General features: G+C 64.5%; 27 protein-coding genes. 18 read left to right on the top strand and 9 right to left on the bottom strand.

Translation table 11 applies throughout. The annotated features are described in order from the left end of the window. Positions 1 to 40: 40 nt before the first annotated feature. The 6 genes from IVA79_RS29190 to IVA79_RS29165 all read left to right on the top strand — a co-directional run bounded on the left by IVA79_RS29190 (position 41) and on the right by IVA79_RS29165 (position 4895). Positions 41 to 1222: an ABC transporter substrate-binding protein gene (locus IVA79_RS29190; RefSeq protein WP_247559538.1), complete on the top strand. Its 1182-nt coding sequence runs from the start codon at positions 41 to 43 to the stop codon at positions 1220 to 1222. Then, positions 1207 to 2199, top strand: a complete 993-nt coding sequence (locus IVA79_RS29185) for a YVTN family beta-propeller repeat protein (protein WP_247559536.1) — start codon at positions 1207 to 1209, stop codon at positions 2197 to 2199. The genes IVA79_RS29190 and IVA79_RS29185 overlap by 16 nt, the downstream gene beginning before the upstream one ends. After that, positions 2196 to 3002, top strand: a complete 807-nt coding sequence (locus IVA79_RS29180; RefSeq protein ID WP_247559534.1) for an ABC transporter ATP-binding protein — start codon at positions 2196 to 2198, stop codon at positions 3000 to 3002. The genes IVA79_RS29185 and IVA79_RS29180 overlap by 4 nt, the downstream gene beginning before the upstream one ends. Further along, the gene (locus tag IVA79_RS29175; RefSeq protein WP_247559532.1) at positions 2999 to 3847 is read left to right on the top strand and encodes an ABC transporter permease; all 849 of its coding nucleotides are present in this window, start codon (positions 2999 to 3001) and stop codon (positions 3845 to 3847) included. Before IVA79_RS29180 ends, IVA79_RS29175 begins: the two co-directional genes overlap by 4 nt. Further along, positions 3844 to 4452 (top strand): hypothetical protein, encoded by a 609-nt coding sequence (locus tag IVA79_RS29170; protein ID WP_247559530.1) that lies wholly within the window; start codon positions 3844 to 3846, stop codon positions 4450 to 4452. The genes IVA79_RS29175 and IVA79_RS29170 overlap by 4 nt, the downstream gene beginning before the upstream one ends. A gap of 140 nt (positions 4453 to 4592) precedes the next feature. After that, positions 4593 to 4895: a copper-binding protein gene (locus tag IVA79_RS29165; protein WP_247559528.1), complete on the top strand. Its 303-nt coding sequence runs from the start codon at positions 4593 to 4595 to the stop codon at positions 4893 to 4895. A gap of 58 nt (positions 4896 to 4953) precedes the next feature. Here the strand turns inward: IVA79_RS29165 and IVA79_RS29160 are convergent, their stop codons facing one another. Further along, positions 4954 to 5511 carry a PQQ-dependent catabolism-associated CXXCW motif protein gene (locus tag IVA79_RS29160; protein WP_247559525.1) on the bottom strand — a complete coding sequence of 186 codons (558 nt, stop codon included), beginning with the start codon at positions 5509 to 5511 and terminating at the stop codon, positions 4954 to 4956. A gap of 10 nt (positions 5512 to 5521) precedes the next feature. Next, complete coding sequence (locus IVA79_RS29155; RefSeq protein WP_247559523.1) at positions 5522 to 6403, bottom strand: substrate-binding domain-containing protein; 882 nt, start codon at positions 6401 to 6403, stop codon at positions 5522 to 5524. A gap of 126 nt (positions 6404 to 6529) precedes the next feature. On the opposite strand from IVA79_RS29155, the gene IVA79_RS29150 reads away from it, so the two are divergent. Beyond that, positions 6530 to 7456 (top strand): quinoprotein relay system zinc metallohydrolase 2, encoded by a 927-nt coding sequence (locus IVA79_RS29150; RefSeq protein ID WP_247559521.1) that lies wholly within the window; start codon positions 6530 to 6532, stop codon positions 7454 to 7456. A gap of 94 nt (positions 7457 to 7550) precedes the next feature. Next, positions 7551 to 8369, top strand: a complete 819-nt coding sequence (locus tag IVA79_RS29145) for a quinoprotein dehydrogenase-associated SoxYZ-like carrier (RefSeq protein ID WP_247559518.1) — start codon at positions 7551 to 7553, stop codon at positions 8367 to 8369. Positions 8370 to 8491: 122 nt separating this feature from the next. Here IVA79_RS29145 and IVA79_RS29140 read toward each other — a convergent pair whose 3' ends face one another. Beyond that, positions 8492 to 8851 (bottom strand): hypothetical protein, encoded by a 360-nt coding sequence (locus IVA79_RS29140; RefSeq protein WP_247559516.1) that lies wholly within the window; start codon positions 8849 to 8851, stop codon positions 8492 to 8494. A gap of 87 nt (positions 8852 to 8938) precedes the next feature. Here IVA79_RS29140 and IVA79_RS29135 point away from each other — a divergent pair, with 87 nt between their 5' ends. Genes IVA79_RS29135 through IVA79_RS29115 form a run of 5 tightly spaced genes read left to right on the top strand, consistent with a single transcriptional unit; the run spans position 8939 to position 12622 of the window. Then, positions 8939 to 9937 (top strand): ABC transporter substrate-binding protein, encoded by a 999-nt coding sequence (locus tag IVA79_RS29135; protein ID WP_247559738.1) that lies wholly within the window; start codon positions 8939 to 8941, stop codon positions 9935 to 9937. 1 nt (position 9938) lies between these two features. Beyond that, positions 9939 to 10676 carry an ABC transporter permease subunit gene (locus IVA79_RS29130; RefSeq protein WP_247559514.1) on the top strand — a complete coding sequence of 246 codons (738 nt, stop codon included), beginning with the start codon at positions 9939 to 9941 and terminating at the stop codon, positions 10674 to 10676. Beyond that, positions 10666 to 11406, top strand: a complete 741-nt coding sequence (locus IVA79_RS29125) for an ATP-binding cassette domain-containing protein (RefSeq protein WP_247559512.1) — start codon at positions 10666 to 10668, stop codon at positions 11404 to 11406. The genes IVA79_RS29130 and IVA79_RS29125 overlap by 11 nt, the downstream gene beginning before the upstream one ends. Before the next feature lie 47 nt (positions 11407 to 11453). Then, on the top strand, positions 11454 to 12248 hold the full coding sequence (locus IVA79_RS29120) for a pentapeptide repeat-containing protein (protein ID WP_247559510.1): 795 nt from the start codon (positions 11454 to 11456) through the stop codon (positions 12246 to 12248). A gap of 26 nt (positions 12249 to 12274) precedes the next feature. Then, on the top strand, positions 12275 to 12622 hold the full coding sequence (locus IVA79_RS29115) for a hypothetical protein (protein ID WP_247559508.1): 348 nt from the start codon (positions 12275 to 12277) through the stop codon (positions 12620 to 12622). A gap of 10 nt (positions 12623 to 12632) precedes the next feature. Here IVA79_RS29115 and IVA79_RS29110 read toward each other — a convergent pair whose 3' ends face one another. The 5 genes from IVA79_RS29110 to IVA79_RS29090 form a co-directional block, all read right to left on the bottom strand. Next, a complete protein-coding gene (locus tag IVA79_RS29110; protein WP_247559505.1) occupies positions 12633 to 12842 on the bottom strand; it encodes a hypothetical protein in 210 nt (69 codons plus the stop codon). 134 nt (positions 12843 to 12976) lie between these two features. Continuing rightward, complete coding sequence (locus IVA79_RS29105) at positions 12977 to 13879, bottom strand: hypothetical protein (protein WP_346658209.1); 903 nt, start codon at positions 13877 to 13879, stop codon at positions 12977 to 12979. A 24-nt stretch (positions 13880 to 13903) separates the two neighbouring features. After that, on the bottom strand, positions 13904 to 13984 hold the full coding sequence (gene pqqA, locus IVA79_RS29100; protein ID WP_008562446.1) for a pyrroloquinoline quinone precursor peptide PqqA: 81 nt from the start codon (positions 13982 to 13984) through the stop codon (positions 13904 to 13906). 228 nt (positions 13985 to 14212) lie between these two features. Continuing rightward, on the bottom strand, positions 14213 to 14542 hold the full coding sequence (locus IVA79_RS29095) for a hypothetical protein (RefSeq protein ID WP_247559501.1): 330 nt from the start codon (positions 14540 to 14542) through the stop codon (positions 14213 to 14215). A 142-nt stretch (positions 14543 to 14684) separates the two neighbouring features. Further along, positions 14685 to 15077, bottom strand: coding sequence for an EF-hand domain-containing protein (locus IVA79_RS29090; protein ID WP_247559499.1), 393 nt, complete (start codon positions 15075 to 15077; stop codon positions 14685 to 14687). Positions 15078 to 15417: 340 nt separating this feature from the next. Between IVA79_RS29090 and IVA79_RS29085 the strand changes: the two genes are divergently transcribed. From IVA79_RS29085 to IVA79_RS29065, 5 genes are all read left to right on the top strand, one after another. Beyond that, the gene (locus tag IVA79_RS29085; protein ID WP_247559497.1) at positions 15418 to 17082 is read left to right on the top strand and encodes a methanol/ethanol family PQQ-dependent dehydrogenase; all 1665 of its coding nucleotides are present in this window, start codon (positions 15418 to 15420) and stop codon (positions 17080 to 17082) included. Positions 17083 to 17105: 23 nt separating this feature from the next. Then, a complete protein-coding gene (locus IVA79_RS29080; protein WP_247559493.1) occupies positions 17106 to 17450 on the top strand; it encodes a cytochrome c in 345 nt (114 codons plus the stop codon). Further along, entirely contained in the window at positions 17447 to 18376 is a 930-nt protein-coding gene (locus IVA79_RS29075) for a transporter substrate-binding domain-containing protein (protein WP_247559491.1), read from the top strand. The genes IVA79_RS29080 and IVA79_RS29075 overlap by 4 nt, the downstream gene beginning before the upstream one ends. Positions 18377 to 18569: 193 nt before the next feature. Beyond that, a complete protein-coding gene (locus IVA79_RS29070) occupies positions 18570 to 19559 on the top strand; it encodes a tripartite tricarboxylate transporter substrate binding protein (RefSeq protein ID WP_247559489.1) in 990 nt (329 codons plus the stop codon). Positions 19560 to 19684: 125 nt separating this feature from the next. Further along, a complete protein-coding gene (locus tag IVA79_RS29065) occupies positions 19685 to 20110 on the top strand; it encodes a hypothetical protein (protein WP_247559487.1) in 426 nt (141 codons plus the stop codon). A gap of 63 nt (positions 20111 to 20173) precedes the next feature. On the opposite strand, the gene IVA79_RS29060 is transcribed toward IVA79_RS29065, so the two are convergent. After that, complete coding sequence (locus tag IVA79_RS29060) at positions 20174 to 21142, bottom strand: helix-turn-helix domain-containing protein (protein WP_247559485.1); 969 nt, start codon at positions 21140 to 21142, stop codon at positions 20174 to 20176. Positions 21143 to 21533: the final 391 nt, after the last annotated feature.

Here is a 21533-nt window from a genome sequence, read left to right as displayed (position 1 = left end):
TCTACCGGCGGTCAAGCCGGGGAGATCGTCCGGAGGAAACATGATCCGATGGTTGGCCGGTCTGATCGGCTTCGGTCTTGCTGCGACGAGCGCGCTCGCGGCGGAGCCTGCCCTGATCGGCGTCGGCTATCTCGGCATCGCCGGCACCCGATCGACGCTGTCGCTGGTCGAGCAGCCCGCGGAGAATGACGGCGTCGCCGGCGCGCGGCTCGCGATCGAGGACAACAACACCACCGGAAAATTTCTGGGTCAGCGCTTTGCGCTGGAGGAGCGCCGCATTAGGGAAGGCGAGGACGTGGTGCAGGCCGCGACCGCGCTCGCGGACAAGAACAGCTTCATCATCACCGACCTGCCCGCCGATGCGCTGCTGAAAGTGGCCGACGCCCTGCGCGGCCGCGGCACGCTGCTGTTCAATGCGGGGGCGATCGACGAGCGGCTGCGCGAGGCCGATTGCCGCGCCAACGTCATCCACACCGCGCCGACGCGCGCGATGCTGGCGGATGCGCTTGGGCAATATCTGGTGTGGAAGAAGTGGTCGCGCTGGCTGCTGGTGGTCGGCTCGCATGACGAAGACAGACTGTTCGCGGACGCGCTCCGGCGCGCGGCGACGCGGTTCGGCGCCAAGATCGTGCAGGAGAAGACGTTCGAAGACAAAGGCGGCGCGCGGCGCACGGATAGCGGCGTGACGCTGATCCAGCGCCAGATGCCGGTGTTCACGCAAGGCGCGCCGGCCTACGACGTGCTGGTCGCCGCCGACGAGAGCGAGGTGTTCGGCGCCTACCTGCCCTATCGCACCTGGGATCCGAGGCCCGTCGCCGGCTCGGCTGGGCTCGTGCCGCGCAGCTGGGACGCGGCGCAGGACCAGTGGGGCGCGATCCAGATGCAGAACCGTTTCGTCAAGCTGAACGCGCGGCGGATGACCGCGCTCGACATGCAGGCCTGGACTGCCGCCCGCATGATCGGCGAAGCCACCTCGCGCACCAATTCCGGCGACGCCAAGAAGGTCACCGACTTCATCAAGGGTCCGGACTTCTCGGTCGCCGCCTTCAAAGGCACCCGGCTGACGCTGCGCGATTGGAATCTGCAGCTGCGGCAGCCGATCCTCTTGGTCGACGGCCGCATGGTGGTGTCGGTCTCGCCGCAGGAGGGATTTCTGCACCAAGTCTCCGAGCTCGACACGCTCGGCTATGATCGTCCGGAGAGCAAATGCAAATTGAAGTGAGGACGCAGATGTTGCGCATGGGGCGCGTTGGGCTTCTCGCCGGACTGGTGCTGGCGGCTTCGCCGGCGCATGCGTTCATCGCCTATGTCTCGAACGAGAAGAGCAATACGGTGACGGTGATCGACACCGACAGCTGGACCGTGACCAAGACCATCAAGGTCGGCCAGCGCCCGCGCGGCATCGACTTCACGCGCGACGGCAAGTTCGTGATGGTCGCGGTCGGCGACGACGACACCATCCAGATGATCGACGCGAAGACGCAAGCCGTCGTCGACAGCCTGCCCTCCGGCCCCGACCCGGAATTGTTCGCTCAGGATGCGGCGGGAAAAATTCTCTATGTGGCCAACGAGAACGACAACACGGTGACCGTGATCGACCTCGAGAAGCGCGCCCGGCTCGGCGACATCCAGGTCGGCGTCGAGCCCGAGGGCATGACCATCAGCCCCGACGGCAAGACGCTGATCAACACGTCGGAAACGACCAACATGGCGCATTTCATCGACACGGCCTCGCGCCAGATCGTCGCCAACGTGCTGGTCGATGCGCGGCCGCGCTTTGCCGAGTTCAAGCACGACTCTTCGGAAGTGTGGGTCTCCTCCGAGATCGGCGGCACCGTCTCGGTGATCGACCCGAAAAAGCACGAAGTGATCGGCAAGGTCACCTTCGAGATTCCGGGCCTGCGGAAGGAGGCGATCCAGCCGGTTGGCATCGGCATGACCAAGGACGACAAGACCGCCTTCATCGCGCTCGGCCCGGCCAACCGCATCGCCGTGGTCGATGTCGCCACGCGCAAGGTGGCGAAATATCTCTTGGTCGGTCAGCGGGTCTGGCACATGGCGTTCACGCCCGATGAAAAATACCTGCTCACCACCAACGGCGTTTCCAACGATGTCTCGGTGATCGACGTCGCCGCGCAAAAGGTGATCAAGACCATTCAGGTCGGCGAACTACCCTGGGGCATCGCGATCGCGCCATGACCAGCCCTGCTCCGATTCCCGACCCACGCGAGGTGCCGCGACCCGATCCAGCCGCGGCACCGGCGCTGTCGATCGACGGTGTCAGCCATGCCTATGGGGCGCGGCGGGCATTGATCGACGTCTCTTTCAATGTGCAGCCGGCGAGCTTCACGGCGCTGCTCGGCCTCAACGGCGCCGGCAAGAGCACGTTGTTCTCGCTCGTCACGCGCCTGTTCGGCATCCAGTCCGGCCGCGTCGGCATTTTCGGCCACGACATCAGCAAGAGCCCCGGCGAGGCGCTGCGACTGTTAGGGGTCGTGTTCCAGCCGCGCACGCTCGATCTCGACTTGTCGCTGACGCAGAATTTGCTCTACCACGCCGCACTCCACGGCATCAGCCGCCGCGAGGCCGCCGCACGCAGCGCCGAGCTGCTCGGCCGCATCGGGCTTGCGGATCGCGCCGGCAGCAAGGTGCGCGATCTCTCGGGCGGGCAGATGCGGCGGCTGGAGATCGCCCGCGCGCTGCTGCACCGGCCGCGGCTGCTGCTCCTCGACGAGCCGACCGTCGGCCTGGATGTCAAGGCGCGCGCCGACATCATCGGTCAAGTCCGCCAGCTCGTGACCGAGCAAGGCATCGGCGTACTCTGGGCCACGCATTTGTTCGACGAGATCATGCCCAGTGACGACCTCGTGGTGCTGCATCAGGGCAAGGTGCTGGCGCGGGGGCCGATGAGCCGCGTCATCACCGAAGCCGGCGCGCAGGACGTCAACACCGCCTTCATGCGCCTGACCGGTGCGCATACCATGCCGGGAGGCGGCGCATGAGCAGCATCACCACGCGTGAGGCCCCGCGCGGCTTCTCGGCCGCAGAGTACATGACGTGCATCACCGGCATCGTCTGGCGCGAAGGCCTGCGCTTCCTGCATCAGCGCGAGCGCTTCGTCTCGGCGCTGGTGCGGCCCTTGGTGTGGCTCTTCATCTTCGCCGCCGGCTTCCGCCAGGTGCTCGGCATCTCCATCATCCCGCCTTACGAGACCTACATCCTCTACGAGGTCTATATCGCGCCCGGGCTGATGGCGATGATCCAGCTCTTCAACGGCATGCAATCCTCGCTCTCGATGGTCTACGACCGCGAGATGGGCAACATGCGCACGCTGCTGGTGAGCCCGCTGCCGCGCGGGTTCCTGCTGTTCTGCAAGCTGCTGGCGGGCACCGCGGTGTCGTTGCTCCAGGTCTACGCGTTCCTACTGATCGCCTGGTTCTGGGACATCACCCCGCCGTCATCGGGCTATCTCACCGTGCTGCCGGCGCTGATCCTGTCCGGGCTGATGCTGGGTTCGCTCGGCATGCTGATCTCCTCCGGCATCAAGCAGCTCGAGAACTTCGCCGGCGTGATGAACTTCGTCATCTTCCCGATGTTCTTCGCCTCCTCCGCGCTCTACCCGCTCTGGCGGGTGCAGGAGGGCAGCCCTTATCTGTACTATCTCTGCGAGGCCAATCCGTTCACCCATACGGTCGAGCTGATGCGGTTTGCGCTCTACGGGCAAATCAACTGGATCTCGCTCGCGGTGGTCGCCGCTTGCACAATCGTCTTCATGATCGGCGCGATTTGGGCCTATGATCCCTCGCGTGGGCTGGCGCGACGGGGGCCTGCAGGAGGCGAAGGATGAAGGTTCTGGCGATGGCTGTTCTGACGCTCGCGCTGTCGGGCACGGCTGTGCGCGCAGCCGATCCGCGCTACCCCAACTGGCCCTGCACGCAAGCCAAGGTGCCGGAGATTTCGCTCGCCGCCGTCTGGGCTGGTCCCGCGCTCGACGACGCCGAGACCAGGTGGAAGAACGACACCAAGATCACCGCATTGGTCGCCAAACTGTCGGCGCGCAAGACGCCGCTCGACGAAGCCGAGAAGTCGGTGAAAGACTTCTTGGCCGGCTCTTCCGCCGACAAGACCGCGAATGCCAAGCTGCTGTTCGCCGGCCTGTTCGAGACGCTCAATGCCCAGCGCTCGCAGGTGATGAGCGGGCTCGAACGCGTCAGCCGCAAGCAGCGCGAGGCCGCCGACAAGATCCGCGAGGAGACAATCCAGCTCCAGGCGCTGCAGGGCACCACCCCGCGGGACGAGGCCAAGGTCGAGGCGCTCGGCAACGAGCTGATCTGGAAGACCCGCATTTTCGAGGACCGCAACAAGGTCGTGCGATTCGTCTGCGAGGTTCCAACCACGATCGACCAGCGCCTGTTCGCGCTCGGCCGCGTGATCCAACAGGAAATGGAATAGCGCCGCCTCGCTGACGGCGCGCAAAGGGTTCCCGGACTCGCCGCAGGGGGCATCGTTAACCTATTGCCCTGCTATCTGCCGGAACCAAATCGATCTAGGATGTCTTGTCGAAGTGAACTCCAAGACGTCGGGAGGCCTCGATGGGAACCACAAGATTCATCTATGCGGGAGCTGCGGCCCTCAGCATGCTCGCAACCAGCGCCCTCGCTGACGACATGACGGGGATGATCACGCGGATCGATCGGCTCAACGGCACGATCTCGATCCAAGAGACGCAAAAGGGCACGGTCGGCGCCAGCACTGGCAGTGCCGGCGCGCTCCAGGAGTACAAGGCCAAGGACGCCGCGATGCTGGATGCCGTTCATGCCGGCGACCGGGTGAGTTATTCTGCCACCGAAACCAACGGCACCGGCACGCTGACGAAGTTGCAGAAGCAGAAGTAGGTTTTTGCTTCGCCTCTCCCCGCAAGCGGCGCGAGGGAGCAGACCTGCGTTCACTCACCTATTGCTCCGGCCGCGGTTCCGGCTGCACCTCTTCGGTGGGGAGCTTGGCACGCTCCCAGCCGTCGGTGCCGTCGGGGTACCAGGCAATGTTGGAATAGCCATAGGCCAGCGCGCGCTTGGCGGCGTTCCAGGACATCCAGCAATCGGCGAGGCAATAGATCACCACCAGCGCGGCCTTGTCGCCGCCCGAGGCACGCGCGAGCCCGCGCTGGAAATAATCCTCCGTGGCCGGCGGCAAATTGCCGTAGCCGGTATCGGGCAGCCAGGTGCTGCCGGGAATGTTCCTGCGCGGCGCATCGCGCCACACCGTGCCTTCCGGAAGGTTCTTCGGCTTCGGCGGGCGCGGCAGCACGTCGATGAACGCACCGCGCTTCGCACGCCAGATCGCTTCGGCTTCAATTGTGGTGAGCACGCGCGCGCCGGCGAGCGTCGCCGGCACCAGTGCGCGATAATTGTCGGCGCGATACCCCTCGGGCTCGAACGGCTCCTGCTGCTGCGCCAGAACGGGCGCCGCCAGCAGGGCAGCGACGAACGCAGCGGCAAGAGGCCGCCTCATGGCGTCTACCTCATGGCGTCTTCTTGGCCGTCTCCGCACTGAGCGGCCGATTGTTCTCGTCGAGCAACGGTACGCCGAAGTCGACCAGGATCTTGTTGATCTCGGCCTGGTTCTCCTGGATCAGCTTGTTGAGCTGCCGCTTCCAGTTCTGGTCGGCGGGACGCACGCCCATGCCGATGCGATAGACCAGCTTCGGCCCCGTGGTTTCCTTCACCAGCGGTGTGACGTGAAGCGAGCCGACCTTCTTCGCATAGTAGCCGGCCATCGGTCCCCACAGCACCCCGGCGTCGATCTTGCCGGCGGCGAGGTCGTCGACCATGGCCTGCGCCGAATTGTCGTAGCGCGTGTCGATCATCAAGGGATAGGGTTTTGCATCGCTCATCAGGCCGGCGATGGCCATGTTGGTCGCCGGTGGCGTTCCGGCGACGATGCCGACATGCTTGCCCTTCAACTTCGGATCCTCGAGCGTATCGACCTCCTCCAGTCCGCTGCCGGCCTTGGCGACCAGTGCATAGCTCGTGCGGTAATAGGGATTGGTGCCCTGCACGACGTCGTCGCCTTGCGGAAAGCCCATGATGACGTCGCAACGATGCGCACCCAGCGTCATCCGCACGAAGCCGGTGGCCTGCGGGAAGAAGACGTAGTCGAGCTTCTTCTTGAGCTTGTCTGCAAGCAGCTCGGCCAGCTTGTTCTCGAACCCTTCACCCTTCTCGTTCGAGAACGGCAGATTGCGTGGATCGGCACAGACGCGCAGCACGTTGGGGTCGACCAGCTCGAACGAGAGGTCGCCGCTGTCATTGGTCTGCGCGACAGCGAGATCGCCGAACGCACAGCACGCAACCAGGACCCAAGTTGAAAACAACCAGCGACGATGTCGTCCGGCCTCCGTCATCCCGCTTCCTCCTCGTTTTGTTTGAATGCTATCCATGCAACGCATGACGCGCCATGTTGGCCAGACTTCGCTGGCTTCGCTTTGTTGCAGTGCAATGCAGCAAACCCTTTGAACTGAGGCGGAAAAGTGTCTCGCATCGCTCGAGTGATCGCGGCCTTGTCCCTGCTGGGGATCACAACGCTAGCACGGGCTGGGGCGGCCGAATTGCCTGTGAGCGAAGTCGCACCGGGAATCTTCGTACACTCCGGGGCCATTGCCCTGATGACCCGCGACAACGAGGGCGACATTGCCAATGTCGGCTTCATCGTGGGCGATGATGCCGTGGCTGTCATCGACACCGGCGGCAGCTTGCGCGAAGGCGAGGCCCTGCTGGCGGCCGTGAGGGCCCGCACATCCAAGCCGATCCGCTATGTCATCAACACCCACGGCCATCCCGACCATGTCTTCGGCAATGCGGCCTTCGCCACCGCAGACACGAGCTTCGTCGGCCATAGCAAGCTGCCGCAGGCGCTCGCGACGCGCGGGCCCTATTATCTCGACAATTTTCGTCGGATCATGGGCAGCGAGTTGATCAATCCGGTGAAGATCATTGCCCCTACCCTCCTGGTTTCGGACGCGATGATGCTCGATCTCGGGTCGCGTCGACTGACGTTGCGCGCCTGGCGGACCGGGCACAGCGACAGCGATGTCACCGTGTACGACGAGACGACCAGGACCCTGTTCGCAGGCGACCTCGTCTTTCTCCGCCACATTCCGGTCATGGACGGCAGCATCGGCGGCTGGCTCGACACGTTGAAGGAATTGGAGGCCATTCCGGCGCAACGCGTCGTTCCCGGTCACGGACCCGTGAGCGATTGGCCTGCCGCGCTGACCGATGAACGGCGCTACCTGTCTACGCTGCTGTCCGACGTGCGCGCGCTGAACAAGAACGGCGAGCCGATCCGAGCCGCTGCCGACAAGGCGGCGGCTGAGGAACGGCCGCGCTGGGAGCTGTTCGGCGATTACAATGCCCGCAACGCAACCGCAGCATTCTCGGAAATTGAATGGGAGTAGCGGGCGCGCTAACATAGGCAGGAGATCAGCTTCCGCAGGAGATCAGCTTCGCTGACTCATGAGATCAGCTTTGCTGACTCAGAGGACCATGACCATGACCGGATGGACACGCCGCCTGCCCCTGATCGCCGCATTGCTCGGCATCGCCTTCGCTGTGCCGGCGCAGGCTGAAGACGCCGACGATCCCTGGCCGGGCCTGGTGCAGGACATCTTCAATAATCGTCCGATGAATGACGGCAGCGCCGTCATCGGCATCGAGATGCCGTATCGCGCCGAGGACGCGGCGATCGTGCCGGTGACTCTGCGCAGCAAACTATCGCCCGCAGATAGCCGCCGTATCCGTTCGATCACGCTGGTGATCGACCGTAACCCGGCGCCGATGGCGGCGAAGTTCGAGCTCGGCTCCGATGCCAATGTCACCGAGATCTCGACGCGCGTGCGCGTCAACAATTACACCGACGTCCATGCGGTGGCCGAGCTCAGCGATGGCCAGCTCTATGTCTCGAAAGTCTATGTGAAGGCCTCGGGCGGCTGCTCGGCGCCGGCAGGAAAGAACGCCGAGGAAGCCAACAGCCGGCTCGGCCAGATGCGCTACCGGCAGTTCGCGCGCGAGGAGGCGCCGGCGAGCCGCATCCGCGAGGCGCAGATCATGATCGGCCATCCCAACAATTCCGGGCTGCAGATGGACCAGGTCACGCATCTCTATATTCCCGCCTTCTTCATCAACCGGCTGAAGCTGACGCAGGACGACAGCCCCGTGCTGTCGATGGAAGGCGGCATCTCGATCTCGGAAGATCCCAATCTGCGCTTCACCTACGTCTCCAACGGCGCCAAGCGCTTTCGCGCGGAGGCGAAGGACACGGACGGACACGTGTTCCGGAACGAGTGGGACGTGGAGAAGCCGGGGACGTGAGGCGAACGCTCTTTCCCTCTCCTCTCAAACGTCTGAGCTAGAGGAGAGATACCCCTCATCCGGCGCTTCGCGCCACCGTCTCCCGCAAGGGAGAAGGAATGGCACCGCCAACGCGGCGATAACTAGAAACACCTCACCTCGGCTTCCGCCTGCGCGCGCCTCAGATCATTCACCGCCGTGTTCGCCTGCTCCGAGGTGCGGAACTGAACGCCGAGATTGCCGCGCACCTGCGACATGCTGAGCGCGGTCTCCGCGGTCACATAGCGCTCATAGGGGACGATCGAGGCCACCACGTCGATCGAGCAGGAACATTGCTCGATCGACTGCCGGCTCTCACCATTGGCCTTCATGCAGCCATAGACGTACTCCGCGCGCGCCGCCGTCGGATAATCGTTGGCTTCCTCGGCCCGCGCCACGCACGCCGTCGCCGCCAGCACCGTCAATGCGGCGACAATCGGTCGTAGCTGTCCGGCCCATTTCATGCGCATCCTCCCGCTGGTTGCGAGCAAAGCTATGCTATGCGTATTGTCCTGAAAAGCACTCTGTCAGAGGAAACGGCTCACAAGGTGATGAGAGCACGCGGTGTGATAAAGGCACTTGGTCGAACATTGGCGCTCGCAACGACGCTGGCGCTGACGCTGGCCACACCCGGCCGCGCCGCGGATACCATCCGCCTTGCGGTGCAGAAAACCGGAACATTCTCCTGGGAGCTGGCCGCGATCCGCGCGAGCGGTCTCGACAAGGAAGCGGATCTCACGCTGGAGGTCAGCGAGCTCGCGAGCACAGAGGCCGGCAAGATCGCGATGCGCGCGGGCAGCGCCGACATCATCCTGTCGGACTGGCTGTGGGTGTCGCGCGAGCGGGCGCTCGGCGCCAAGCTCACTTTCTATCCCTACTCCAGTGCGCTCGGCGCGGTGATGGTGCCGGCGTCATCGCCGATCAAGTCGCTCGCCGACCTGAAGGGCCGCAAGCTTGCGGTTGCCGGCGGAGCCATCGACAAGAGCTGGCTGCTGCTCCAGGCGCGCATGAAGCAGGACGGCATCGACCTGAAGTCGGAGGCGACCATCGTCTATGGCGCGCCGCCCTTGATCACCGCCAAATCACTCGATGGCGAGATGGATGCGAGCCTCAATTTCTGGAATTTCTGCGCCCAGCTCGAAGCCAAGGGTTTTCGGCGCCTCGCCGGCATCGAGGACATCCTGCCGAAACTCGGCGCGAAGGGCGCGGTCTCCGCGGTCGGCTATGTCTTTGACGAGAGCTGGGCCGCGAGCCATCGCGACGCGGTGGCGCGCTTCATCGCCATGACCCGCAAGGCCAAGCAGCTGCTGGTGACTTCGGATGCGGCCTGGGACAAGATCGCGCCGCTGACCGGCACAAGCGATGCCACCCTGCTCAAGACCTATCGTGACCGCTATCGCGACGGCATTCCGCACCGGAGCATCGACGACGAGGAAAAGGATGCGCGCGTGCTCTACCGCGTGCTGGCCGAGACCGGCGGCCGCGACCTCGTCGGCCCCGCCGCCGAGCTCGATCCCGGCACGTTCTATCACGCCGTGCCTGGAGACTGAGGTGCTGCGTCTTCTGTCGTTCGCCCTGTTTCTCGTGACCTGGTGGATTGCCGCGCTGTTCGTCGGCGGCGCAAAGCTGCCCTCCCCGCCGGCCGTGCTCGAGGTGATGATCGTGGAAGCCTCATCCGGCGCGCTATTCCTGCATCTCGGCGCCACGCTGGCGCGCGTCACGCTCGCCTTCGTGCTGGCGATGTCGGTCGGTAGCGCGATCGGTTACCTGATGGGACGGATCAAGCTCGCCGACCGGCTCGGCGATCCCTGGCTGATCCTGCTGCTCAATCTGCCCGCCTTGGTCGTGATCGTGCTGGCCTATATCTGGGCCGGCCTCACCGAGGCTGCCGCGATTGCGGCGATCGCCATCAACAAGCTGCCGACCGCCATCGTCACCTTGCGCGAGGGCACGCGCGCGCTCGACCGCTCGCTCGACGAGATGGCGCGCGTGTTCGCGATGCCGCGCTGGCGCGCCTTCCGCCACGTCGTGCTGCCGCAGCTTGCGCCCTATATCGCAGCCTCCGCGCGCTCCGGACTGTCGCTGGTGTGGAAGATCGTGCTGGTCGCCGAGCTCCTGGGCCGTCCGAACGGCGTCGGCTTCGAGATCGGGGTCGCCTTCCAGCTGTTCGACACGCCGCGGCTGCTGGCCTATTCCCTGACCTTCGCCGCCGTCGTGCTCGTGATCGAAACCTTGCTGGTGCAGCCGTTCGAAGCCCGCGCAACACGGTGGCGGCCCCGTGCGGCTTGAGGTCGAGATCACGGGCAAGACCTACAGGAGTGCCGCGGGCGGAACGCACGAGGTGCTGGCGCCGGTCAAGTTCGCGCTTCAGTCCGGCGAGGTCGGCGTGCTGATCGGCCCCTCCGGCTGCGGCAAGAGCACGATGCTGCGCATCATCCTGGGGCTCGATCATGAATTTCAGGGACGCATCGCGCGGCCTCCGCAAGCACGGATCGGCATGGTGTTCCAGGAGCCGCGGCTGCTGCCGTGGCGCTCGGTCGAGCAGAATATCCGGCTCGTCGCCCCCGACGTCACCGACAAGAAGCTCGCCGAGCTGTTCAGGATCCTCGAGCTGGAGCAGCATCGCAGCCACTTCCCCGGCGAACTGTCACTGGGGCTGGCCCGCCGCGTCGCACTCGCCCGCGCCTTTGCGGTCGAGCCCGACATTCTGGTGCTCGACGAGCCCCTGGCCTCGCTTGACGACGCTCTGGCCGGCCGATTGCGCGACGAGATCGCGACGCTGGTCGCCAGCCGGCCCGTCACGACGCTGCTCGTGACGCACAGCCTGGACGATGCGGTGCGGCTCGGCGATCGCCTGTTCTTCCTGTCGCCGCGCCCGGCGCGCATTCTGGCCGAGGTGCCCATCGGCATCCCGCGCGAGGCGCGCGGCGACGCCGCGATTGCCGCGATCAAGGCCGGGCTGGCGCGGCAAGCCCAGGGTGAACAGGGCGGCGAACGCTCCGGGCGCGATGTCTCATAGGCAGCCGTGCGGCGCGTGTGCTAAACAGCCCGTAGCGGAGCCTGCCGATGAGACGAACCGTTGCTCTGACGACGCTTGGCTTCGCGCTCGTCGCGACCATGGCGAGCGCTCAGGACATGATGCGTGACGTCGACCTCACCTCACCCGCCATGGTCTCCGCTGAAATGAGCCGGCAAGAGGTCGAGGCCGTGCTGGCCAAGGCGAGCGCCGGCGCGCCCGCCGACTTCACCGGCACGCGCTTGTCGGGGCTCGATCTCTCGGGGCTCGACCTTTCCAGGGCGGTGCTTCGCGCGGCACGGCTCAACAAGACAAAACTCGGCCGCGCCCGTCTTGATCGAGCGATCCTCGATCAGGCGTGGCTTCTCGACGCGGATCTCACGGACGCGAGCCTGAAGGGCGCCAATTTGTTCGCTACGCAGATGGCGCGCGCTCACCTCGACGGCGCTGACCTGACCGGCGCGCGCATCGCAGCCGATCTCAGCGGCGCGAGCCTGGTCGGCGCCTCGATCGCCGACGCTCATCTCGGCGCCGACATGCGCAACCAGTCGATGGGGTTGATGCGCGCCGTGCTGCGATCGGCCAATCTGGAACGGTTGAACGCGCGCAACGCCGATTTGTCACGCGTCGATCTCGAGTTTGCCTCCCTCAGGGGAGCCGACCTCACCGGTGCGTCGCTCCGGAATGCGCAGCTTGGCGGCGCCGATCTGACCGGGGCAACCGTCATCGACGCCGATTTCGAGGGCGCCGATCTCACCTCCACCAAGCTGATTGCACCGATCGGCCTTGACCGCGCCAAAAATTTCGACAAGGCAAAGAACCGCGAGCGTCTGATCAGGCAATAACGGCGCCGCCTTGGGAGGACGATTTGATGCGTTGGGCTCTGGTGTTGATCGCGGTGCTGGCGTTTGCCGGCGAAGCCGCCGCGCAAGGCAAAGGCAAGGGAATCCGGCTCTGGAATCTGACGACCGAGACGATCTCCGGCTTCCAGCTCGCCCCGGCCGGCAGAACCGACTGGGGACCGAACCAGTGCCTCAACGACAAGGACAAGGAAGTCGACCACGACGAGCGGCTGCGCATCACCGGCGTCGAGCCGGGCCGCTACGATGCCAAGGTCAGCTATCCCAATGCGCGGCAGTGCATCGTTCGCGACATCGAGATCAGGGCGGATGCGGTGTTCTCGATCGCCGACAAGGATCTGAAGGACTGCACGAAATAGCGCGGACGCCTTACGCCTTGTCGTTCGGGTGTGGATATTCGCAGCGCCACCGCACCGCCTGCCACTTCGGATGCTCGCCAACCCATTGCGCAATATAGGGCGGCGCGGCCATCACGCATTGGCGGGGCGAACCGGAATAGTTGAACATCAGATGCTGCTCCTCGCAGGTCGCAGGCGAGAGCACCGCACACACAGTCACCACCAGGTCAATCGGGTTCATGCCGGGATCCTCTCGCAAGGGCGACCAAGAATAGCACGAAAGGTTACGTTCCACGGAGGGGGAAGTTTCAAGTCTGGTGAGAAACGGGCCCTCTGTTCCCCTCTCCCCGCAAGCGGCAGAGGCGAAGAGCAGACCTAAAAGTTCACCCCAAACACCATCCGGGCCTGATGGCGCTCGAAATTGACGAGGTCGAGATTTGCGGATGAGCCGGCCGGACGGCCCCAGGCCTGCATGCTCCAGCTCAAGGTGAGCCGCGAGCGCTCGGAGAGCTGGAAATAAGCGGTCGGGCCGACGAACAGGGCCTGGCCGGAAAACTCCCCGAGGCCGATGCCTTCATATTGCCGGAAGTAGCGCAGCTCCCCGCCGAGCAGCATATTGGGCCGCACCCGCACCAGGCCGGCAAACGCCGCCCCGATCGTCGAGCTCTTCTCGGACACGCCCGCCACCTCGAAGCGCGCCCATTCCGGCTGATAGATCAGGTTGAGGGCGCCGATGGCGAAGTTCGGGATGAGTTCGCGGTCGATGGCGAGGGTGAAATCGGTGCCGTACATCCGCCCTTTCGCACCGCTGGTCTCGTCGATGCGGTCGCCATGGAGCTCGGCGGCGATGGTGAGACCGAACGGCGCATGCTCCCGGTTGAGCAGGCGATAACGCAGGTCGAGCGAAGCCCCCTGGAAGTTGAATTGGCGGCGATCATCGATATCGGGGACGCCGGTGATGTCGTGCAGCGTTGCCGTGGCGCCGACCTCGATGCGAAAGTTCGGCAGCGGCACGACCTCGATCTCGAACTCCTGCGCGAGCGCGCGATATGTGCCGCCCTTGCCGATGCGCCCCGTCGTCTCGCTCTGGAATTCGCGCTCGCCGACAGTGCCGACATCGGTGCCGATCGTGAAGCCGAAGATGTGCTCGGTATCGAAGCCTTCCTCGGCGCTGACGCATACCGGTAGAAGCGCGACCGTGCAGGCAGCAATCGTCCAGAAGCTGGTGGCTCTCGCGCGCATTCCTGACACTACCACGGCTTCGACGGCGTTTGCCATCGAAGCCGCGGCAGGTCGTCAGTCTTACTTGCGCGAAGCGCAGGCGTACATGTTGATTTCCATGCCGACCGGCACTTCCACGATCTTCGGAGCTTTCCAAGCCATTCGGGGTCTCCCCAAGGTATTGAGCGCGACATCGCGCGGCGCAAAACCTAGGGCTGCGTCAGATGCAGTTCAAGCCTCGATTCGGCTCTTGAGCGCGTCCGTGTCGATTCTTCGCGATTGCATTTCTCTCTCGGACAAAACCAGTTCCCTCTTGGTCAAACACGACCTGCGAGACGCAGCCTTGTGCGACGCACCGCGCGTCGAATCGACACCAACGAGAGCTCGCCGTCAGCAGCCCTTATCGGCCATTTCGGCGTTCGGCTTGGCCCCTTCGGCCCGCTGGGCCGCCGTCGGCTCGCTCTGCATCTGCCGCTGCGCATCTTCCGATGACGCCGGCGCTTCACCGCTCGCCCGATTCATCGTGCTGGTCGGCGGATGCTGGCTGGTGGCGGCCGCGGAGCTGGACGAGTGCGATTGCGCCGAGCCTACGGTGACCGGACCGGAGCCAGCATCCTTGTCGGTGGTGGCGCTGCCCGTATTGCATGGGCCGGCGATGGCGACGCCGGCGCTCAACGTCAGGATCGCGCAGGCGGCAAGAACGGAATGTTTCGTGTTCATCGGTATCTCCTCTTCTCCCGCCGCGCTGCCCCGGCGCCGGGCAGGATATCGCGAGGAGAACAGACCGGGCTGCCCGATGTTCCGAGTGCCGGAGCGGAATGCTCGCAAAATGCCAGCCTCGTCACCTCTGTTCCGGTTGCGCTCACCGCAGCAATCGCAGCAGTGCGCGGCCGGCGCGCGTGTTCAGCTCCTTCGCATCCAGCGTTCCATCCTTGTCGGGATTGGCGGCATTGAAGCGCTGCTCGACCACGGACAGATATTCGTCGAGCGTCAGGGTCCCATCGCGGTCAGGATCGGCGGCGGCGAGTTCTTTCGCCGAAAGCCGTCCGCGCAATTCGCGCGCATCGAGCGTGCCGTCATGATCGGGATCGAGCTTTGCGAACAATGCGGCGGCTGCCTTCTTGACCTCGGCAAGATCGAGCGTGCCGTCATTGTCGGTGTCGAACAACTTGACTGCGTTGCCGGAGGCGGGCCATGCCGGACCGGACAACAATGCAATCGCGAGCGCAAGCGCAATTGAGCGGCGCGAAATCATCAGGACCTCCCTGGACAAAGAATCCCCGTGCGAGGCGGGGCAGCAACGAGATAAATCCACAAGCGGCTCGCGGTTCAAGTTCGCAATGCAACTTGCGCGCGCCACAACTCGCGAAAGCCCCCGCTCGCCCAGACCACTTTGACCGGAGCTGGTTCGCGGCGCGGAATTCCCAGCGTCTGCGCACAAGTGGGACTCGGCTGCGTCAGGTTTCCGTAAGGTGACCATCACCTGCGTTCAACGATATCGGCACGACGCGTGCGACTTTCGTATTGACGCGTTTTGGTTTCCGACGGAGATTTGCTTCCGCAGCGTCAAGAGGCGCGCATATTGGGAGGAACGGATGAAACGCTTTGCGATGGCCGCGAGCCTCGTCATGCTTGCATCGACTTGTGCGAGCGCACAGACCACCGAGCAACTGGTCAAGGGTGCGACCGATACATCGAACGTTCTCAATTACGGGATGGGCTACAATCTGCAGCGCTTCTCGACGCTGAACCAGATCAACAAGGACAGCGTCAAGAACCTTGTCCCGGTCTGGAACTACTCCTTCAACGACGATCGCAGCGAGGAATCCCAGCCCATAGTCTATCAGGGCGTGATCTATGTGACCTCGCACAATGCGACCATGGCGGTGGACGCCAAGACCGGCAAGCAGATCTGGAAGAGCAAGGTCGAATATCCCTCCGAGACGCCCCGCATCGTCTGCTGCGGTATCATCAATCGCGGTGTCGCAATCCACGAAGGCAAATTGTTTCGTACGACGCTCGATGCCAACGTGATCGCGCTCGACGCCAAGAACGGCAAGGAGCTGTGGCGGCAGAAGGCGGCCGACATCAAGGAAGGCTATTCGATGACGGTGGCCCCGCTGGTTGCCGACGGCGTCGTCATCACCGGCATCTCCGGTGCGGAGTTCGGCACGAGAGGCTTCATCGACGGCTGGGATCCCTCGACCGGCAAGCACCTGTGGCGCACCCATTCGATCCCTTCGCCGGAGGAGCCCGGCGGCGACACCTGGAAGGGCGACACCTGGAAGCTCGGCGGCGGTTCGACCTGGATCACGGGGTCTTATGATCCCGAGCTGAACACCGTGTATTGGGGCATCGGCAATCCCGGACCGTTCAATTCCGCGGTGCGTCCCGGCGACAATCTCTACACCTGCTCCGTGCTGGCGATGGACCCCAAGACCGGCAAGATCAAGTGGCACTACCAGTTCTCGCCGAACAATCCGTTCGACTATGACGCGGTCGCCGAGATGGTGCTCGCGGATGTGAACGTCGAGGGCAAGCCGACCAAGGCGCTGATGAATGCCAACCGCAACGGCTTCTTCTACGTGCTCGACCGCACCAACGGCAAGCTGCTGGCGGCCAACCCTTACGTGAAGGTGAATTGGGCGACCGGCATCGACATGAAGACCGGACGTCCGATCGAGACCGACGTGTCGAAGGATGCTCGCGAGGGCAAGAAGGTGACGGTCTATCCGTCGATCCTCGGCGGCAAGAACTGGGAGCCGATGTCGTTCAACCCGCAGACCGGCCTTGCTTACGCCAACACGCTCAATTTCGGCGGCAAGTACAAGGCCGAGCCGGTCACCTTCAAGCAGGGTGAATGGTATCTCGGCATGGACCTGACCGATCCCTGGGAGTTCGGGGACGGCCCCCGCGGTCACCTCAAGGCGATCGACCCCATGACCGGCAAGGCGAAGTGGGAAGCGCCGAGCGACATTCCGCGCTTCTCGGGCGTGCTGTCGACCGCGGGCGGCGTCGTGTTCTCGGGCGCCTTGACCGGCGAGTTCGAGGCCTTCGACGCCGACACCGGCAAGAAGCTCTGGCAGTTCCAGACCGGGTCCGGCATCGAGGGCCAGCCGGTGACCTGGCAGCAGGACGGCGTGCAGTATGTCGCGGTGACCAGCGGCTATGGCGGCGTCTACTCGCTGTTCTCCGGCGACGAGCGGCTTGCCAAGGTGCCGCCCGGCGGCTCGCTGTGGGTCTTTGCGGTCAAGCAGTAATCCGCGGCATGATGCTGAGAGACATGTTTGACGGGACGGCGGCGATCTTCGCCGCCGCCCTGGTGCTGACGGTCGCGCTTGCGGCGACCGCTGGTGCCGCCGACGAGCCAACGGGCAATCCCATGCAGGCACAGATCGACCACGGCAAGTCGACCTATGCCGAGAAATGCTCGCACTGCCACGGCCCGAACCTGATGAACTCCGGCACCATCACGCCGGATCTGCGGGTCTTCCCCGACGACAAGGCGCGCTTCGTCACCACGGTGAAGAACGGCAAGAATAACAAGATGCCGCCCTGGGGCGACATCCTCAGCGACGACCAGATCGGTGAACTCTGGGCCTTCATCTCCAGCCGGAGAAAGCCATGAGGGGCCGGCATGTCGCATGGAGCGTCGCGACCCTTCTGTCGATGATGGCGTCGGTCGCCTTTGCCGCCGACGATCCCCTAAGAGTCTGTCTCGACGAGGACCGGCCGCCGCTCTCGATGCATCACCGCGGCAAGCCGGATGCCGGCTTCGACGTGCTGCTGGCGCAGGCGATCGCGGAGCGGCTCGGACGCACCCTGACGATCCAGTGGTTCGAGAGCAAGCTGGACGAGGATTCCAGCCCGCAGCTCGAGGCCAACGCGCTGCTCTCGGATGGGCGCTGCTCGCTCATTGGCGGCTATGCGCTGACGCAGGATTCGCTCGTCGTCCCCGGGATGAAAACGGCGCGATTGCCCGACTTCGCCGGCGCCAAACGCGACGATCGGCGCCGCCGTGTCGCGCTCGGCGTGCTCGCGCCGAGCCAGCCTTACGTTTATTCGCCGATGACGGTGGTGCTCGGACCGAAAGCAAGCGGCCGCAAGATCGGCGACATCGGCGATCTCACCGGGCTTCGTCTGGTCATCGAAAGCGGCTCGCTCGGCGACGCCATCCTGATGACCTTCGACAAGGGACGCCTGATCGGCAGCATCACCCATCTCGTCCCCGGCCGCGACGATCTTCTCGGCGCGCTCCAGCGCGGCGACCATGACGCGACGCTGATCGACCTTGCGCGCTTCGACGCCCATCGCGCCGCGCACCCCGACAATGCGCTCGCGGCGTCCGGCTATTACTATCCGATCGGTGCCAATCGCGGCTATGTCGGGCTTGCCAGCGATGGCGCGCTGATCGAGGCCGTCAACAAGGCGCTGAGCGCCCTCGCGGCCGAAGGCAAGATCGCCGAATTTGGCAGACAGGCCGGCCTCACCTATCTGCCACCGCGCGAGCCCGCGATCCTGGGCGACGTCTGGACGAAGATCATCCAGCGGTGAGGCTCTTGTGTCCCGGGCGCGGTGCGGCACGCAGTGACGCTCCGCTGACGTAGCGCTGCGCTGCGTCCGGGGCACGAACACCGCGCCGTACCATGTCCTAGCTCTGTCCGACAGAATGCGCCAATCTGTCTCGCCTGAGGCCCGTGGCACCGCCAGCCCGATGCATTACCTTGCCTGAAATCGGGAGAGAATCATGTCCACAAAAATCGATCGCCGCCACTTCATCGCCGCCGGAGCCGGTGCATTCGCGATGCCTTTCGTCTCGCGCAGCGCCTCGGCGCAAGGCACCTGGCCGGCGCGGCAGATCCGCATGATTTGCAGCTATCCGGCCGGCGGGCAGACCGACCTGCTCGCGCGCGCCTACGGCGAATTCATCTCCAAGCAAATCGGCAAGACCGTGGTCATCGAGAACAAGCCGGGCGCCTCCGGCGCGATCGGCACGGCGGAGGTCGCCCGCGCCGAGCCGGACGGCCACACCATGCTGTGCTCGATCTCGACCACCTACATCATGAACCGCGTGGTGATGAAGAATCCCGGCTACGACATGGACAAGGATTTGACGCTCGTCAGCGTCATTCCCGGCGCCGGCCTGTTGCTGGTGGCGAACCCGAAGACCGGGGTCAAGACGCTGGAGGATTTCGTCGCATTCGCGCGCAAGAGCGGCAGGGTGAACTTCGGCACCTATAGCGCGGGATCGGCCCCGCACATGACGATCCACGAGCTCAACAAGCAGTACGGCCTCAACATCGAGCCGGTCCATTACCGCGGCGAGGCCCCGATGTGGACGGGGATGCTCGAAGGCACGCTCGATGCCGCGATGGGAAGCTACACCGCAGCACAGTCGGTCCTGCAAAGCGACCGCGGCACCGTGTTCGCGGTGCATTCGAAGAAGGTCGACGCGATCCCGGCCATCAAGACTCTTCCCGAGCAGGGCGCCACCTCGAAATTCTTCACCGTCAGCGGCTTTTCGGGCTGGGCGGTGCCAAGGGCGACGCCGCAACCGATCGTCGACCGCCTGGCGGAGCTCTGCGTCGCGGCCAACAATGATCCGAAAGTGAAGGAGGTTCTCACGACCTTCGTGCTCGAGCCCGCGATCGGCTTCAAGGAGACCAATGCGCTGTATCAGCGCGAACTGCCGATCTGGATCGAGAGCGCAAAGTCGCTCGGCCTCGAGCCGGCCTGAACTTCGGAGCCGGGCCGGCGCGCCGGTTGCTCCCTCCCCGGCCCGGAAGGCCGGCCAAAGCCTGGTGTCGGACGTGCATTTTCCCGCTATGATTGCGCCCTCTGCGGACAAGAAGGGCCGATCGCATGACACCGGATGCAGTCGCCGTCGCCGTTATGGTCATTCTGCTGTTTCCGATGGGCTATTTCACGCTGGCCTCGCCCGCCTTCCTGCTGGTGAGGCTCGATATTCAGCCCGTCGCCCAGTTGCTGCGCGGAATGTTCAACGCCCATTTTCTGGTGATGCGCGTCGCCGGAATCATTGGAACGTTGGCGCTCCTCCTCGACGGCCGCCTGCTTGCCGCGCTGGGCGTCGCCATGATCGCTGCCCTGGCGATCTGGGGACGCCGCTGGTTCATGCAGAGAGTGGACGACCAGCTCAGCGCGAGGGACGCCGGTGATGCCGACGCCCCGCGTCGGTTGCGCCGGCTGCATTGGAGCGGAATGCTGGGCAACGCCGTGGTGCTCGTCGCCCTCGTGGCCGGCATTCCCTATATCGCCACGTCCGCGTGAACTATCGCCACCGCGGCGCGACCGGCGGGACTCTCACCACGTAGAGCATTCTCGCGAAAGCGCCTAATGCTCGCCCGAACTCGCCGTGCCCTGCTGCGCCTTGTGGATCGAGGACGGCACCACGCCGAAATATTTCCGGAACACCCGGCTGAAATGCGATGAGCTGGAGAAGCCCCAGGAGAACGCGACGTCGGTGATGGTCTTGCCGGCGTGAGCTTCGAGCTCCTGGCGGCAATTCTGCAAGCGCGCCTGCCAGATGTAGTCGCTCACCGTGGTGCCACGCTCCGAGAACAGCATGTGCAGATAGCGCTTGGAGCAGCCGAGCTCGGCGGAGATCTGGTCGATGCACAGATCCGGATCGCGCAGATGCTCGCGGATGAAGAACTGCGCGCGCACATACATCGCTTCGGGCCCGACCCGGTCGAACATCGTGTCGGCTTCGCGCAGCGGCAGCAGCAACAGGTCGATCAGCGAATCGGCGACGCCGACCGCGCTGTTCGCCGACAGCTTGGCCGCCTCGTCGAAGGTCGCATGGACGAAATCGTGGGCGATCCGCCCCGTGCCCGTCTTCGACGTCAGCTTGCAGGCGGGCATTCGCTGCGACGGGAATCCACGGTCGCGCAGCAGCGCCTTCGGCACGATCACCACGTCGTGACGCGTGAAGGCCGGGCTGATGATCGAATGCGGGCAGGAGACGTCATAGGCGATGATGTCGCCGGGATTGATTTCGATGTGACGGCCTTCCTGCTCGAAATAGGACACGCCGTAGGTCTGGAAGTGGATCTTGATGTAGGGATGTTCATTGGCCTTGGCGCGCGCCAGTGTATGCGCGATGCGATGCTGGCTCACCTCGATCTGGCAGAGCTTCAGGCGCGAGACGCTCGTGTAGTCGATGCGGCCTTCGAGCGAGGACGCCTCCAACGGATCGACGTCGAAATGCCCACACAGGCTCGTCAGCCCGTCGATCCAGCTCTGGATCTGGCGCTTCGGCGTCATGCCGGTCGTCGAGAGCGTGTGAATGGTGTCGGACATTAATCCAGCCACTGGTTTGATCCGGAGATTCGACGCGAATCGCGACCAGCGCTGCCGGAGCCCTCAGCCGTGATTGCGTGACGTTTACCTCGAATTTGAGCGGTCTGTTGGCACGAGCGCCATCGTTCCATTGCCACCCTTGAAAGTTAATCCTCCGCCTTAGTTGCAGCGCCGTCAAGGGGAACCTGCCCGTTCAAAGCGGCCTCGATGCCGCGCGGAAGCCGCTGAATTCGCTACTGCAAAATCAAAATCTTTTCCTCCGTGCGCTGTCGAGCAAACCGGCTTCTCTCTTGGGCAAGTTTCCCGTTGACGAAGTCGTTAGGGATTGCGGTAGGAACAACAAGAACGGGCCGCTCCTGCACGTGGACCCGTGGCTCTCATCAGGAGGAGG

The organism is Bradyrhizobium sp. 138 (genome assembly GCF_023074075.1).
Taxonomy (GTDB): Bacteria; Pseudomonadota; Alphaproteobacteria; order Rhizobiales; family Xanthobacteraceae; genus Bradyrhizobium.
This window is presented reverse-complemented; position numbering and strand designations above follow the sequence as displayed.

What these genes read in the sequence shown, in the direction of transcription:
- IVA79_RS29190 (WP_247559538.1), top strand. Translation starts at nt 41, where the DNA reads ATGATCCGATGGTTGGCCGGTCTGATCGGCTTCGGTCTTGCTGCGACG.
- IVA79_RS29185 (WP_247559536.1), top strand. Translation starts at nt 1,207, where the DNA reads ATGCAAATTGAAGTGAGGACGCAGATGTTGCGCATGGGGCGCGTTGGG.
- IVA79_RS29180 (WP_247559534.1), top strand. Translation starts at nt 2,196, where the DNA reads ATGACCAGCCCTGCTCCGATTCCCGACCCACGCGAGGTGCCGCGACCC.
- IVA79_RS29175 (WP_247559532.1), top strand. Translation starts at nt 2,999, where the DNA reads ATGAGCAGCATCACCACGCGTGAGGCCCCGCGCGGCTTCTCGGCCGCA.
- IVA79_RS29170 (WP_247559530.1), top strand. Translation starts at nt 3,844, where the DNA reads ATGAAGGTTCTGGCGATGGCTGTTCTGACGCTCGCGCTGTCGGGCACG.
- IVA79_RS29165 (WP_247559528.1), top strand. Translation starts at nt 4,593, where the DNA reads ATGGGAACCACAAGATTCATCTATGCGGGAGCTGCGGCCCTCAGCATG.
- IVA79_RS29160 (WP_247559525.1), bottom strand. Translation starts at nt 5,511, where the DNA reads ATGAGGCGGCCTCTTGCCGCTGCGTTCGTCGCTGCCCTGCTGGCGGCG.
- IVA79_RS29155 (WP_247559523.1), bottom strand. Translation starts at nt 6,403, where the DNA reads ATGACGGAGGCCGGACGACATCGTCGCTGGTTGTTTTCAACTTGGGTC.
- IVA79_RS29145 (WP_247559518.1), top strand. Translation starts at nt 7,551, where the DNA reads ATGACCGGATGGACACGCCGCCTGCCCCTGATCGCCGCATTGCTCGGC.
- IVA79_RS29140 (WP_247559516.1), bottom strand. Translation starts at nt 8,851, where the DNA reads ATGAAATGGGCCGGACAGCTACGACCGATTGTCGCCGCATTGACGGTG.
- IVA79_RS29135 (WP_247559738.1), top strand. Translation starts at nt 8,939, where the DNA reads ATGAGAGCACGCGGTGTGATAAAGGCACTTGGTCGAACATTGGCGCTC.
- IVA79_RS29120 (WP_247559510.1), top strand. Translation starts at nt 11,454, where the DNA reads ATGAGACGAACCGTTGCTCTGACGACGCTTGGCTTCGCGCTCGTCGCG.
- IVA79_RS29115 (WP_247559508.1), top strand. Translation starts at nt 12,275, where the DNA reads ATGCGTTGGGCTCTGGTGTTGATCGCGGTGCTGGCGTTTGCCGGCGAA.
- IVA79_RS29110 (WP_247559505.1), bottom strand. Translation starts at nt 12,842, where the DNA reads ATGAACCCGATTGACCTGGTGGTGACTGTGTGTGCGGTGCTCTCGCCT.
- IVA79_RS29105 (WP_346658209.1), bottom strand. Translation starts at nt 13,879, where the DNA reads ATGGCAAACGCCGTCGAAGCCGTGGTAGTGTCAGGAATGCGCGCGAGA.
- pqqA (WP_008562446.1), bottom strand. Translation starts at nt 13,984, where the DNA reads ATGGCTTGGAAAGCTCCGAAGATCGTGGAAGTGCCGGTCGGCATGGAA.
- IVA79_RS29095 (WP_247559501.1), bottom strand. Translation starts at nt 14,542, where the DNA reads ATGAACACGAAACATTCCGTTCTTGCCGCCTGCGCGATCCTGACGTTG.
- IVA79_RS29090 (WP_247559499.1), bottom strand. Translation starts at nt 15,077, where the DNA reads ATGATTTCGCGCCGCTCAATTGCGCTTGCGCTCGCGATTGCATTGTTG.
- IVA79_RS29085 (WP_247559497.1), top strand. Translation starts at nt 15,418, where the DNA reads ATGAAACGCTTTGCGATGGCCGCGAGCCTCGTCATGCTTGCATCGACT.
- IVA79_RS29080 (WP_247559493.1), top strand. Translation starts at nt 17,106, where the DNA reads ATGTTTGACGGGACGGCGGCGATCTTCGCCGCCGCCCTGGTGCTGACG.
- IVA79_RS29075 (WP_247559491.1), top strand. Translation starts at nt 17,447, where the DNA reads ATGAGGGGCCGGCATGTCGCATGGAGCGTCGCGACCCTTCTGTCGATG.
- IVA79_RS29070 (WP_247559489.1), top strand. Translation starts at nt 18,570, where the DNA reads ATGTCCACAAAAATCGATCGCCGCCACTTCATCGCCGCCGGAGCCGGT.
- IVA79_RS29065 (WP_247559487.1), top strand. Translation starts at nt 19,685, where the DNA reads ATGACACCGGATGCAGTCGCCGTCGCCGTTATGGTCATTCTGCTGTTT.
- IVA79_RS29060 (WP_247559485.1), bottom strand. Translation starts at nt 21,142, where the DNA reads ATGTCCGACACCATTCACACGCTCTCGACGACCGGCATGACGCCGAAG.